The following is a 13,654-nucleotide window of genomic DNA, read 5'->3' on the forward strand; positions in this document are numbered from 1 at the left end:
CGCGCCAGGGGTCGGCAGAGGCCTCGGCCCTCCGGGCGATCGGCCGCCTGCCGCTCTTCAAGCCTTCCGGTTGCAAACCGCCCTTGGCCTTCTTCGTGGCTTTGTGCGCTTCGCGGCGGGCAGACTAGCAGGCGTTGTCGGTATAACCCGGGGCGTCGCAGAAGGCGCGGCTGAGGGCGATGCCCGCCTCGCCAGGCAGTGTGGCCAGGTGGCGTTCGCGGCTCGCGGCGAGGCCATCCTGCGGCGTGACCGGATACAGCAGGGTGGCCAGCGACGGCGGCTCCTGCCCCAGGCGGACCGCGTACAGGATGCGGTAGGCAAACACGCGGCGGATGTAGTCGCGGGTCTCGGAGAACGGGATCAGCTCGGCCCAGATATCCGGATCCATCGCGCGGTCCTCCGGCAGCCAGGAATTCACACGGTGGGCGCCGGCATTGTAGGCCGCGGAGGACAGCATGCTGTGGCCTCCGAAACGGTCGAGATTGCGCCGCAGGTAGTAGGTGCCAAGCCGGGCATTGGTCGCCGGGTCAAGGATGTCCCAGTCGGAGTTCACGCGCACACCCGCCGCCGAGGCGATCGACCGACCCGTCGCGGGCATGACCTGCATGATACCCAGCGCCCCGGCACCGGAACGGACGTCGTAGAGGAAGGCACTCTCCTGGCGTGCGATCGCCATGGCCCAGGCCGGATCGATACCCTGTTCACGGGCGCCGGCCACGATCAGGTCATCAAAGGCGAGCGGGAAGCGCAGCTCGATGTCGTCCCAGTTGCGGGCGCGCGCCGCGGTGAAGATCGCGCGGTCGTGCCAGCCCCAGTCGGCGAAGGTGCGCGCCGCCGCCTCCAGCTCTGCAGTATCCATGTCGGCCACGGCGTGCGTCCATTCGCGGCGGGCCTCGGCGTTACGGTCCAGGCGGACCAGTTCGCGCATGCGCTGCATGCCGGCGTGCGTGCGCATGGCGGCACGCTGCCCGTCTTCCAGCACCAGGGGCTGATGCCCGATGCGATAGGGCTGCCCCAGGCGGTCGGCCGCCAGGAAGCCGTAGAAGTTGCGTTCGCGGGCCGCGCGCTCGTAGAAGCCGCGTGCGGCCTCCAACGACTCGATCTGTTCCAGGGCACGGGCATACCAGTACTGCCACGCGGCCTCGTCGCGCACGTCGCGATCCATGGCGCGGATCGCGTCCATCACCACCTCCCAGTCGCGCTCGTACAATGCCGCGCGCACCTGCCACTGGCGCAACTGGGTGTCGAACACCTCGGGCTCCAGGGCCGCCATGAAGTCCAGCGCCTCGGGGCGATAGCGCAGCGCCAGGCGCAGGGCCAGGGCATGCTGCACGCGCCCGGCCGATTCGGAAGACAGTCCGAGATCACGCCCGTCCTTCTCCCAGCCTTCCAGGGCGGCATCCAGGTCCTGGCGGATCCAGCGGGTGAAGGCCCGCTCCATCAGCGCCTCGGCCGAGCGGTGAGCACCGGCGTCGAAGTCGGCCTCCACAACCCGTGCGGGCTGGCTGGCCAGATCCAGCCAGCGCTCCGCCCACGGGCGGTCATCGCGGTCAAGGTAGCGGCGCAAGTAACGAGCCAGACCCGTCTGTCCCGCCTCGACGGACAGCACGAATCGATCCCAGGCGAGTTCACCGGTCAGCCCCCCGGCATCGCGCCAGGCCTTCAGGGCCGGATCGCAGGCCGAAGGGCGCGACTGCCCGTGCAGCCAGATGGATTCCACGTCCTCCAGGGCCGCATCGCGTTCTCCCGTCTCCAACAGGGCCTGGCGGCGATTGCAGTCCTGCTCGACGGACAGCGAACGGTCCGAATCGAGGAATTCGAGATACGCCCCCCACTGCTCTTCGCGCGCGAGATGCGTCAGATAGCTCCCGTGCAACCGGGCTGCCAGCGGGGTGTCGTCATGCTCGCGTACAAAGCGGCGCACGGCATCCGGGTCGGCGCGATTGAGATTGCGCGCCAGATCGCGGTAATCCAGGTAAGGGGTCAGTGGGTAGCCGGTCAGGGTGCTGCGCGCGGCGCGGTAGGCCGTCATGTCGCCGCGGTTCAGGGCGCGCTCGGCGAGAAGGTACAGGCTGCGCTCGAAGACATAAAGGTCTTCTTCGCCAGCGGCCGCCGGCAGCGCCGCGGCCAGGAGCAGCAACAGGCCGGCCAGCCCGGCGATTACGTTCCTGGATTGGAGCATGTCCCGCCCTCGTATCAATGGTTTCCTATCATCGGCCTGCACCGGAGCGCTTGCAATGAGGATCCTCCGGTTTCGCGCGACGCGGGCGGCAGTTCCGGCATTCCGGGGTTTCAAGAGCCCCTTAACCCGTCTCCAGGGTGCGAAACTCGCCCCGCGCGAGGCCATCGAGGGTCCAGGAGTCGACCCGGTAACGCACCAGGCGCAAGGTCGGGTGACCTACCGCCGCGGTCATTCGGCGAACCTGGCGGTTGCGCCCCTCGCGCAGGGTGAGCGCCAGCCAGCGGGTCGGGATATGGCGCCGAAAACGCACGGGTGGGTCGCGCTCCGGGATGTCCGGCGGGTCCATGCGCTCCACCTTCGCCGGTCGGGTCAGGCCATCCTTCAACTCGACACCCTCGCGCAGGGCATGCAACGCGGCATCGTCGGGTTCGCCCTCGACTTGCACCCAGTAGGTCTTGCTGGTCTTGTGCTGTGGCTGGGTCAGACGCGCGTTCAGACGCCCATCGTCGGTCAGGACCAGCAGGCCCTCGCTGTCACGGTCCAGACGACCGGCCGGATAGACCCCGGGGATCGCGATGTAGTCGGCCAGTGTCGGACGACCCTCGGGGTCGGTGAACTGGGGCAGGACACCCCAGGGCTTGTGGAACAATACGACCCGGGCCATAACCAGTGCCTCAGTCGCAGCGCAGGGTGACGCGTTCGGCAAAGTGCCGGCCGAGGTCGTAATCCACGCTGGCGCCATAGTCCAGCGCCAGCGCGCGCGCCACCAGCGCCGGATCCGGGCGCGGCCGTTCGAGCCGGGCCTGACAGGTCGCATCCACCAGTCCGGACGCATCAAGAATCTCCGTGCCATGCGGGTCCTGATGCAGGATCTCGATGAAATACGTCGGGTCGTAGACCCGGTAGGCCAACGGCTCGTCGGTCGGATCGACCGGTTGCTCCAGCTCCAGCCGGAAGCGGAAGTGCAGCAGCCCCGCGTCCATGGCCATCCGGGGATCGGCGGCGGCCGCGATCCCGAGCGCCTCTCCAGCCACCTCCAGGTGGCTGTACCAGCGGTACTCGTCCAGATTGTCGAGGATCTCGGTGGCAAGCCCCTGCAGGCGCGCCTCCGGCGTATCGCCGGACTGATGCTCCTGGGCATCGTCGTACAGGTACTGCCCGTAGGTCGGGTCGAAGCGCCAGTGATGGAGCATATGGGTGATCTGCCCGTCGCCGTCGCGCTCGAAGCTGATCCGCAGGTCGATCCAGGCATGCGGGTGCGCCTGTACGCCGGCCGGCAGAAGCACGAGCGCGGCCAGCACCACGCCGCCCAGGATGTGCAGGCGGCGCATCATGCCGTCTGCCTCGTATCCGTCAGGCCCCAGGCGCCGGCGGCGGCCAGGAGCCGGGCGTGGTAGGCGGGGGCAACACCCAGGTCGTGCAGCCAGGCGGACGCGTCCGGATCGGGGCCCGTCGGATGCAATTCTCCGGGCGCTGGCAGATCCGGGATACGGTCGGCGAGGCCGGTCAGCCGGCGCGAGCGGCGCAGCCGGTCGGCCTGCCCGGCGATGGCCGCGGCTACGGCGGGCGCGCGACGGATGTTGCAGCGGGTGACGGCCGGCGGGTCGGCCAGGACCGTGTCGAGGTCGCGTAACCGGCGCAGGATACGCGCGGCCGTCTTCGGTCCGACCCCGTCGATTCCGGGAATGTTGTCGCTGGCATCCCCGGCCAGGGCCAGCATGTCCGCGACTTGCTCGGGGCGGATGCGAAAGCGCTTTTCGATGGCGCGACGATCCATGTCGACCCCACGCTCCGGGTCGTGCAGGCGATCCTGCCCGCCCAGGATGACCTGGGTCAGATCCTTGTCGGCACTCTTCACGTCGATGCGATAGCCGGCCACGCGCCCGGCGCGGGCCAGGCTGGCGATCAGGTCGTCGGCCTCGTACTCCGCGTCGGCCAGAGTCGCAAACCCCAGCCGGCCCAGCAGTTCGCGGATGCGCGCGAACTGCTCGCGCAGCTCCGGCGGGGCCGGCGGGCGATGGGCCTTGTAGGCAGGGTCAATGCGGTGACGAAAACCCCGGCGCAGGCCGGTGTCGAAACAAAAGGCCACCGGACCCGGCGCGCAGGCCGGCAACCACTGGCAGAGCGAGTGCACCAGGCCATGCAGCGCACCGCCCGGCCGGCCCTGCGGATCCGGGTCCAGGCCGCGCGCGAACCAGGCGCGAAAGACGAAAATGCTGCTGTCGACCAGGGTCAGGGTCGGCAACCGCACAGCCGGCACTGGGCCGGATTCAGGCGAGGCGTTCAAGGTCCTTCCGCACGCCAGCGATGGACTGGTCGAAGCCCGCGCGCTCCTCGGCATTCAGTTCCAGCTCGATGGCACGCTCCATCCCGCCCTGACCAAGGATACAGGGCACGCCCATGGCCACGTCGCGCTCGCCGTACTCGCCGTCCAGCAGGGCCACCGTGGGCAGCACCCGCCGCCGATCCAAGGCGATTGCCTCGACCATCTCGGCGATGGCTGCGGCCGGTGCGCCGTAGGCGCTGGAGGTCTGTTTCAGGGCCAGGATCTCGGCGCCGCCGTGCCGGGTCCGCTCGACGATGTTGTCCAGCGTGGCCTGATCCATGAAGTGATGCAGCGGGACGCCGTTGACGGACGAATAGCGCAGCATCGGAACCATGGCATCGCCGTGGCCGCCCAACACCAGCGCCTGGATGTCGTGGGTGGACAGACCGGTCTCCAGCGCGATGAAGGCGGCCATGCGCGAGGTATCCAGCACCCCGGCCTGGCCGAAGATACGGTCGCGGCTCCAGCCGGTCTTCTGCCAGGCTCGGTAGGTCAGCACATCCACCGGGTTGGAGACCACCAGGATCCGGCTCTGCGGGGCATGAACCAGGATGTCCTGCAGGATCACATCGAGGATTTCGACGTTCTTGTCCAGCACGTCGGAGCGCGACATGCCGGGCTTGCGCGGCAACCCGGCGGTGATGATCACCAGCTCCGCTCCAGCGATCACCGACGCCTCGTGGCTGCCGGTCAGCCGGGTATCGAAACGCAGCAGTGGCGCAGTCTCCTGGATATCCAGGGCGGCACCGGCCGCCGCGCCCTCGCGCACGTCCAGCAGCGCGATCTCGCGGGCGATGTCGCGGCGGGCCAGAAACTGGGCGGTGGATTCGCCGACGCGTCCGGCGCCGACAATGGCGATCTTCTGCATGCGCTGCTCCTCCTACAGGACTGCGTTACAGGCGGGCGACCCCGCTGTCGCGGGCGGCCTGACTGATCGCCTGCGGCACGGTGTCGATCAGACGCGGATCGAATGGGGTCGGCAGGATGTAGTTCGGGCCGAATTCCAGGGCCTCCAGGCCGTAGGCATCCAGTACCACCTGCGGCACCGGCTCGCGGGCCAGTCCGGCCAGGGCGTGTACCGCGGCCACCAGCATCTCGTCATTGATCGTCCGGGCGCGCACATCCAGCGCGCCGCGGAAGATGAACGGGAAGCCGAGCACGTTGTTCACCTGGTTCGGGTAGTCCGAGCGCCCGGTGGCCATGATCAGGTCATCGCGGGTTGCGTGCGCCAGCTCCGGACGGATCTCCGGGTCCGGGTTGGACAGGGCGAAGACAATCGGCTTCGGCGCCATGGACCGCAGCATCTCCGCGGTCAGCAGGTCCGGGCCGGACAGCCCAATGAACACGTCGGCACCGGCACAGGCATCGGCCAGGCTGCGCGCGTCGGTGTCCACCGCGAAGATCTGCTTGTATTCGTTCAGGTCATCGCGCTGGCTGTGGATCACACCCTTGCGATCCACCATGAACAGATTCTTCTTCGCCGCGCCCAGGCGGACCAGCAGCTGCATGGACGCGATCCCCGCAGCCCCTGCGCCGACACAGACGATCTTCGCCTCGCTCAGCTTCTTGCCCTGGATCTCCAGCGCATTGACCAGGCCGGCCGCGGTGATGATCGCGGTGCCGTGCTGATCGTCGTGAAAGACCGGGATATCCAGGCGTTCGGACAGACGGCGCTCGATCTCGAAACAGTGCGGCGCGGCAATATCTTCCAGATTGATGCCACCAAAGCCGCCGGCAATGCGCGCGACCGTGTTGATGAAGTCCTCCGGCTGCGCGGCGTCCACCTCGATATCGAAGACGTCGATATTGGCGAAGGCCTTGAACAGTACGCCCTTGCCCTCCATCACCGGTTTGGACGCGAGCGCACCCACGTTGCCCAGCCCCAGCACCGCAGTGCCATCGGTAATCACTGCGACCAGGTTGCCCTTGCCGGTATAGCGATAGGCCAGCTCCGGGTCCTTGGCGATTGCCCGCACCGGTGCAGCGACGCCCGGCGAGTAGGCCAGCGACAGATCATCCTGGGTGACTGTGGGCTTGGTGATGTGGATCGCCAGCTTCCCGGCCGGCTGCTGCTCGTGGTACTCCAGCGCGCGCTGGTTGAAATCCTTGGACATGGTGTAGCGAGGCCTTTTGTCGGACGGTTGCTTCAGAAACAGGTGCAGGCCCGGTGCGGTAGGCCCGCACCGGAAACGAAATCAGTTGACCGGGTGGGTAGGGACAGACCCGCGCCGGGCCTCGTCATACACCGGGCGGTACTGATCGGCCAGACGGGTGAGTTCGCGCTGGCGCGAAGCCGGTGCCGGGTGAGTGCTCAGGAATTCCGGCTGACCGCCATTGGCCTGGGCAGCCATCTTGCGCCAGAGAGTGGCCGCGGCATCCGGGTTGTAACCGGCCCGCGCCGCCAGCTCGATACCGATGCGGTCGGCCTCGGATTCCATGCCCCGGCTATGCGGGAGCTGCACGGCGAGCACAGCCCCCAGCGCCGCTCCGGTCAGGGCCAGATCCGAACGGTCGCCGGAGAGGGCGTACCCCGTCAGGGCCAGATTGCTGGCCAGCGCGACCGACATCTTTTCCGCCGTATGCGCCGACAGCGCGTGGGCAATCTCATGCCCGATGATCTGCGCGAGCTCGTCATCGGTCAGCTCCAGCTGTTCGATGATGCCCGAGTAAATCGCCATCTTGCCGCCCGCCATGGCGAAGGCGTTGACGGTATCCGGCGCCTCGATCACCGCGATCTCCCAGTCCCAGTCCGCGGTCTCGGGACGGTATTTGACCGCCTGCGCAACCACCTTTTCGGTGATGCCCTGCACCCGCGCGGTCATCGCAGGATCGGCATTGATGCGACCCTCCTCGCGCGCCGGAGCCAGCATCTCGACGTAGGCGCTGCGCGACGCATCGATCGCCTGATTCTCGGAGACCAACATCAGCTGCGAGCGTCCGGTCACCGGATTGGTGGTACAACCGGGGATCGCCACGGCCAGGCCGGCGGCGACCAGAACCGTCAGGAACAGAGAGGCCAGACGACCGCGAGCGGTCCGCCAGGACTTGGAAAGAGCACGCATTATTCCGGTACCTCTAGATCGAGCGGATGGCGTATGCGCATCCGGAGTCGGTCTCTCCAAGGATACACCTGACCGCGCACAATCACCGCCTCGCCGTTCAAGGTATCGGGCTGCAGATCGGGCCAGTGATCGCGGTCACGCCCGCGAATCAGGACGTCCAGCGGCCCGTCCAGCTCCAGCACCCAGTGACGCGACGTCTCGCGCACGGCCACCACCTCGCCCTGCACCCGCAGCCGGCCCTGGCGCAGGGCACCGGAACGCGGGTCCAGGATCCGGACCGGCAGGGCCGCCGGCCGCTCCAACCACAGACCCCGCTGCCCTGCCCGTGCTTCGGCCTCGGCCACGTAGAAGCAGGTATCCAGGGCGGTCGGCTGCGGCCCGGGGCGCGGCATCGCTTCGCCGGCGGCAATCAATTCGGCCGCCAGCAACGGCCCGCCGGGCAGCCAGGCATGCATGCGCAGGCGCCCTTCGGCGTCCCGGGCGGGACGGCCCGGGCGCAGGATCAGCCGCTGATCGACCGCGTCCAGCCGGGCGGCCAGTGCCTCGCGCAGCCCCTCGTGAAGATGCAGGGGTCGCATCGGGCCGGCCCTCTCCGGCAGTGGCGCGGCCGGGGCCAGACCAATCACCTGAACGGTCCGCCCATCGGTCAACCGCAGACTATCGAAGCCCTGGACGCGCTCCACCTCGACCTCCTGAAGCCCGCGCGGATCCTGATCCGCCAGCCGGCACTCGGCCCGGGCCGCAGTGGCCAGCAGCACCAGGGCCAAGCCCACAACGCAGACGAGGGCGCCCCGCAGGACGCCCTCGTCGGGTCGGACAACGTCCGCCGCAGCAGTCACGTGTCCGTTCGCGTTGCGCGCCATCCGGCGCGCCGCAGCCTCAGAATGCGAAGCGGCGGTTGAACTTGTCGACCTGGCCGGCGGTATCAACGATCTTCTGCTTGCCGGTGTAGAACGGATGGCATTGCGAGCACACGTCCAGGTGCATCTCCTCGCCGGAGAGCGTGGAGCGGGTCTCGAACTGCGTACCGCAGCTGCAGATAACCTTGACGTTGTGGTAGTTCGGATGGATGTCGGCTTTCATGGTCGGCTCACGCAGGTTCTGGCGAAAAGTCCGATAGCATAGCGGTGCTACCCGCCCGAGCGCAAGACCAGGTTGCGACAGCAAGTGCAGAGCGCGTTTCAACTCCGGGTGACAACTGCCTGAATGACTGGGTGGTTTTACCCGTCCAGACAACCTGTGGATAACTTTGTGGACGAATTGTCGCGCCCGGAACGGAATCCACCGGAAACGTCAAGGCGGCGGCGCCGGATCCCGGCAAAGATATCACGCAAGCAACTGGTTTTTAGGCCATTTAATACCGACCCATCAGTCCGGTGTGTTGCCACGGGCCACCCCCTTGAGCCTCGAGCACCATCGCCAGGTGCTGTGCATAAGGGCCGCCGTATCTTCCTCATTGCCCCGCGTTTTCCGGGGCAATCGTGGTGTAGATGGCCGAATAATCCGCATCGGCCAGGCCCTGCTCGCGCGCCCGATCCAGCAGATCCGCCAGCAGCGGCAGCCACGGCCCCACCAGGTGGGCATCCTCCACCGCGCGTTCGGTCAGGCGCACATCCTTCAGCAAGTGCTTGACCGGAAAGTTGGCGGTACCGAAGTCACCGGAGACCATCTTGCCAAGCTTCTTGTCGAAGGTCGGGGCATACAGGGCACTGTCGCGCAGGATCTCCATGAAGGTATCCACCTCCACCCCCTCGCGCCGCACCAACCCCAGGCTCAAGGAAAACGCCGCGGTGAGACTCGCGATCAGCTGGTTGAAGGCCAGCTTCAGCGCCGCCCCCTGCCCGACCGAACCGACATGCCGGGGTGTCTCGCCCAGAGCCGCCAGTACCGGCTGGGCCCGGGCAAAGTCGGCCTCGCGGTCGGCGCCCGCCATGATCAGCAGACGGCCATCCCGGGCCTCGGGGATGGAACCCAGCACCGGCGCCTCCAGGTAGCAGGCGCCGGCGCCCCGCACCCGTTCCGCCAGGGCCCGGCTCTCGGCCGGCAGGATGGTCGCCATCTGGATCACGCAGCGACCATCCAGCGCACCCGCCGGCAGGGCATCCAGCACGGCATGGATGGCCGCGGCATCACTGAGCATCAGCACCAGCACGTCCGCCTCCGCGACAGCCGCGGCGGGCGAACTGTGAACGGTGACCCCCTCGGCCGCCAGATCGCTCGCTCGCGCGACCGTGCGGTTGTAGGCCACCACGGGAAATCCGGCCTGCAAAAGACGCAGGCCCATGGGTTGCCCCATGAGCCCGCATCCCAGCAGCGCCACTCGGGACGCAGCCATCGTTACCCCCTACTTGATCTTGTCGTCGAGATCTTCCGTATACCCCAACAGGGTATGCGGCGGCGGGGCCTCCTTCTGGTACTTGCTCGGGGTGACCGCTTCGGTCTGATGCAGGCTCTTCCACAGGCCGAACACCATGATCAGCATGATGACCGAGAACGGCAGCCCGACACTGATCGCGGCCGCCTGCAACGCGGCCAGACCGCCCGCCAACAGCAGGATGGACGCGACAACCCCTTCGAGGATGGCCCAGTACACGCGCTGGGTGACGGTCGGGTTGCGCACATCACCGGAGGCCAGGGTGTCGATCACCAGCGAGCCGGAGTCCGAGGAGGTCACGAAGAAGGTGACGATCAGCACCGTCGCCGCCGCCATCACAGCCACGGACAGCCAATCCCACAGCGGCATGGCCTGGAGGGTCACGAACAGCGCGGTGGACATGTTCTCCGACACGGCGCCAGTCAGGTCGACCACACCCTCGAGCTCGTAGCTCATCGCAGTGCCGCCGAACACGGCCAGCCAGACGAAGGCCGCGGCGGTCGGGGCCAGCAGCACGCCGGCGACGAACTCGCGAATGGTGCGGCCACGGGAGACCCGCGCAATGAACATGCCGACATACGGGGCCCAGGAGATCCACCAGCCCCAGTAGAAGATGGTCCAGGAGGTCGCCCAGCCGGAATCCTCGATCGTGTCGGCCCACAGGCTCATCTCGGGCAGGAACTGAACGTAGACGCCGGTGCTCTCCACCAGGAGGCGGAGGATGAACAGGGTCGGACCCATGACCAGCAGCAGCGCGATCAGGATCACCGCCAGACCGATATTGAAGTTCGACAGGCGCTTGATGCCCTTGTCGACGCCCAGCGCGACCGAGCCCACCGCGATCAGGGTAATGATCGCGACCAGCACGATCTGCATGTAGGTGGATTCCTCGATCCCGAACACGAAGTTCAGGCCCGAGTTGATCTGCATGACGCCCAGGCCCAGCGAGGTCGCCACGCCAAACATGGTGCCGAACAGCGCCACCACGTCCACCAGATGCCCCCAAGGGCCATAGATCCGGTCACCGATGAAGGGGTACAGCGAGGAACGGATCAGCAGCGGGAGATTGTGGCGGTAGGCGTAATACGCCAACGACAGGCCGACGACAATATAGATCGCCCAGGCATGCAGCCCCCAGTGGAAGAAGGTATAGCGCATCGCCTCGACAGCCGCCGCGCCGGTCTCGCCCTCGGCGTGCGGTGGGCTGAGGTAGTGGTACATCGGCTCGGCGATGCTCCAGAACAGCAGCCCGATCCCCATACCCGCGGAGAACAGCATCGCGAACCACGCGGTGTAGCTAAAGCGCGGGGCCTCGAACTGATCACCCAGGCGCACCCCACCGTAACGGCTGAACATCAGGTACAGGGAGAAGACCAGGAACACGGTGACGACCAGCATGTAGTACCAGCCGAGATACTCCCCGATGCCGCTTTGCAGCTGGGCAAAGACCGCTTCGGCGGTGTCCGGGAAGATCGCTCCGAACAGCACGAACAGTGCGATCACGATGCTGGCGGTGTAGAAGACCGGGCTGCAGATCACGCCAAAGCCGCCGAGGCGGGTTTGCGTCAGACCGGGGGTGGACTGCTCATCCATTCGGTTTCCCCTTGTATTCTTGTGGCGAACGCGGGCCGGCGCGGGCTTGCTCCGAACGTGCTCCGGGAGCCGCACAGGATCACGCCCGTTGGGCGTTGCCGCAGTAGGTGGGACAAAGCCACCGTAGCGAAAGACTACTCCGACTGCAAAAACGTGAAGGGCTTCGCACCCGGCGTCATATCCTGCGCCATATCCGGGGCCATATTACGCCGCCTCGGCGACTGGAGCACGGGCTAGCAACAGGGCACGGGCCTGCCCGCCCTGACGCTCGCGCTCGATCTCCCAGCCACCCGCAGCGAGGAACTCGAGGTCCGCCTCGGACTCGATTTCCACGTAGATCCGGCTGTCCGCGTGCAGCCAGTCGTGCGCGCGAAGGGCCTCCAGCACCGGCGCCACCCGGCCCTGGCCGAATGGCGGATCCACCAGCACCAGATCGAAGGGCAACCCGCCTGGCGGTTCCCCGGCCAGCAGGCGCAGGGCGTCATCCCGGCGCACGCTCACCTGCTCGGCCCCCAGGGTCTCGCAGTTGGCCTGAAGCTGGGCCGCGGCACGGGCATCGCGCTCGACCAGCAGCACCGAGTCCGCCCCGCGCGAGGCCGCTTCCAGCCCCAGCGCCCCGGTGCCGGCGAACAGGTCGAGCACGCGCGCGCCCGGGAGTCGCGGCTGCAGCCAATTGAACAGGGTCTCGCGCAGGGCGTCCGCGGTCGGGCGCAACCCGCCGACCCCGAGCACCGGCAGCCAGCGGCGGCGCCAGGCGCCGCCGATGATGCGGATGCGCGCGGGGCGTCCGGCGGGGGCGCGCCTACTCCTGGCCACCCACGATCACCGTGACCATCGCTTCCGGGTTGATGCGCTCGCGCAGCCGCGCGTTCAGGTGATCCAGCTCGACCGCCTCCATGCGTTCGATGTAGCGTTCCAGATAATCCAGCGGCAGATCATAGAAGGCGATCATACCGAGCAGACCGACGATGTCGCTGTTCGAGGCCAACGACAGCGGGAAGCTGTTGACCACGTTCTCGCGCGAGGCCTCCAGCTCGTCGGCATCGATACCCTCGGCATGCCAGCGCTCGAGTTCCTCGCGCAGCGCGGTCACCGCCTCGTCCGCCTGATCGACCCCGGTCTGCATCCCGATACGGAAGGGACCCTCGACCGCCATGGGCTGAAAGCGGCTGCTGATCGAATAGGCCAGTCCGCGCGCGCTGCGAATCTCCAGGAACAGGCGCGAGATAAAGCCGCCCCCGCCGAAGGCATGGTTGGCCAGGGTCAGGGCATAGTGGTCATCCTCGCCGCGGCGCAGGGTCGGGGCCCCCATGTGGATATGGGCCTGCTCGGAAGGGAAGTCGATACGTTCCTCGACCGGGTCCTCGCGCGGCTCCACCGCGGGCAGCGGTTCCACCGCAGGCCCCTGCGGCAGGGCGGCGGAGATGCGTGCCGCCGCAGCCTCGGCCTCACTGCGGCTCAGCCCGCCCGTGATCGCCAGGGCGCCGTTGGCCGTGGTGTAGTGGCGCTCGTAGAACGCGCGGGCATCCGCGGGCTGCAACGCCTCCAGGGTCTCGCGCTCGCCGCCCGGCCAGTTGGCGTAGGGGTGATCGCCATACATCAGCTCGTAGAAACGCCGGGTGGCAACGCTCCCGGGATCCTGGCGCTCGCGCTGCAGCCCCTGCAGGGCCTGGCGCCGGGCTCGATCGAAATCGGCCTCCGGGAAGGCGGGCTCGGCCAGGACTGCGGACATAGTCTCCAGCGCCGCGTCCATCCAGTCCGGCTCGGTCAGGCTACGCAGGCTGACGATGGCCATGTCGCGCAGTGCCGTGGTGCTGAACTGCGCGCCCACCGACTCGAAACCCTCGGCCAGCGCGTCCGCATCCATCTCCGCCGTGCCATGCTGCAGGGCGCTGCTGGTCAACGAGGCCAGGCCATTCTGGTCGCCGTCGCGCGAGGCCCCGCCGTCGAAGGTAAGGCGCAGGTCGACCATCGGCAAATCCGGCGCCGCCACATACAGCACGCGCAGCCCCTCGTCGGTCTCCCACTCCTCGATCTCCACTGCCTGGACCGGCAGCGCCAGCGCCAGCAGCCCGACCAGGGCTACCAGGAATCCCGTTCGCATCATGTTGCCTCCC

General features: G+C 67.7%; 13 protein-coding genes. All 13 read right to left on the reverse strand.

Features of this window, described 5'->3' with window-relative positions; genetic code table 11:
* Nucleotides 1-124: 124 nt before the first annotated feature.
* Entirely contained in the window at nucleotides 125-2,182 is a 2,058-nt protein-coding gene (locus F618_RS0100210) for a transglycosylase SLT domain-containing protein (RefSeq protein WP_019567457.1), read from the reverse strand.
* A gap of 121 nt (nucleotides 2,183-2,303) precedes the next feature.
* Nucleotides 2,304-2,846: a pseudouridine synthase gene (locus tag F618_RS0100215; protein ID WP_019567458.1), complete on the reverse strand. Its 543-nt coding sequence runs from the start codon at nucleotides 2,844-2,846 to the stop codon at nucleotides 2,304-2,306.
* Nucleotides 2,847-2,856: 10 nt separating this feature from the next.
* On the reverse strand, nucleotides 2,857-3,516 hold the full coding sequence (locus F618_RS0100220; protein ID WP_019567459.1) for a DUF1007 family protein: 660 nt from the start codon (nucleotides 3,514-3,516) through the stop codon (nucleotides 2,857-2,859).
* Entirely contained in the window at nucleotides 3,513-4,469 is a 957-nt protein-coding gene (locus tag F618_RS0100225) for a 5'-3' exonuclease H3TH domain-containing protein (protein WP_196800396.1), read from the reverse strand. The genes F618_RS0100220 and F618_RS0100225 overlap by 4 nt, the downstream gene beginning before the upstream one ends.
* Nucleotides 4,453-5,376, reverse strand: coding sequence for a malate dehydrogenase (gene mdh / locus F618_RS0100230; protein WP_019567460.1), 924 nt, complete (start codon nucleotides 5,374-5,376; stop codon nucleotides 4,453-4,455). The genes F618_RS0100225 and mdh overlap by 17 nt, the downstream gene beginning before the upstream one ends.
* 25 nt (nucleotides 5,377-5,401) lie before the next feature.
* Entirely contained in the window at nucleotides 5,402-6,622 is a 1,221-nt protein-coding gene (locus F618_RS0100235) for a malic enzyme-like NAD(P)-binding protein (RefSeq protein ID WP_019567461.1), read from the reverse strand.
* Nucleotides 6,623-6,703: 81 nt separating this feature from the next.
* A complete protein-coding gene (locus tag F618_RS0100240) occupies nucleotides 6,704-7,570 on the reverse strand; it encodes a M48 family metallopeptidase (protein WP_018175981.1) in 867 nt (288 codons plus the stop codon).
* Complete coding sequence (locus F618_RS0100245) at nucleotides 7,570-8,433, reverse strand: thermonuclease family protein (protein WP_019567462.1); 864 nt, start codon at nucleotides 8,431-8,433, stop codon at nucleotides 7,570-7,572. Before F618_RS0100245 ends, F618_RS0100240 begins: the two co-directional genes overlap by 1 nt.
* Before the next feature lie 16 nt (nucleotides 8,434-8,449).
* On the reverse strand, nucleotides 8,450-8,653 hold the full coding sequence (gene rpmE, locus F618_RS0100250; protein WP_018145101.1) for a 50S ribosomal protein L31: 204 nt from the start codon (nucleotides 8,651-8,653) through the stop codon (nucleotides 8,450-8,452).
* 370 nt (nucleotides 8,654-9,023) lie between these two features.
* Nucleotides 9,024-9,905, reverse strand: a complete 882-nt coding sequence (locus tag F618_RS0100255; protein ID WP_081618715.1) for an NAD(P)-dependent oxidoreductase — start codon at nucleotides 9,903-9,905, stop codon at nucleotides 9,024-9,026.
* Nucleotides 9,906-9,914: 9 nt separating this feature from the next.
* Entirely contained in the window at nucleotides 9,915-11,537 is a 1,623-nt protein-coding gene (locus tag F618_RS0100260; RefSeq protein WP_018937409.1) for a BCCT family transporter, read from the reverse strand.
* Between the two features lie 204 nt (nucleotides 11,538-11,741).
* Nucleotides 11,742-12,353 carry a 16S rRNA (guanine(966)-N(2))-methyltransferase RsmD gene (gene rsmD / locus F618_RS0100265; RefSeq protein WP_018950982.1) on the reverse strand — a complete coding sequence of 204 codons (612 nt, stop codon included), beginning with the start codon at nucleotides 12,351-12,353 and terminating at the stop codon, nucleotides 11,742-11,744.
* Complete coding sequence (locus tag F618_RS0100270) at nucleotides 12,340-13,644, reverse strand: pitrilysin family protein (RefSeq protein WP_018175978.1); 1,305 nt, start codon at nucleotides 13,642-13,644, stop codon at nucleotides 12,340-12,342. Before F618_RS0100270 ends, rsmD begins: the two co-directional genes overlap by 14 nt.
* Between the last annotated feature and the right edge of the window lie 10 nt (nucleotides 13,645-13,654).

Source organism: Thioalkalivibrio sp. ALMg13-2, from assembly GCF_000381185.1.
GTDB classification, from domain to species: domain Bacteria; phylum Pseudomonadota; class Gammaproteobacteria; order Ectothiorhodospirales; family Ectothiorhodospiraceae; genus Thioalkalivibrio; species Thioalkalivibrio versutus.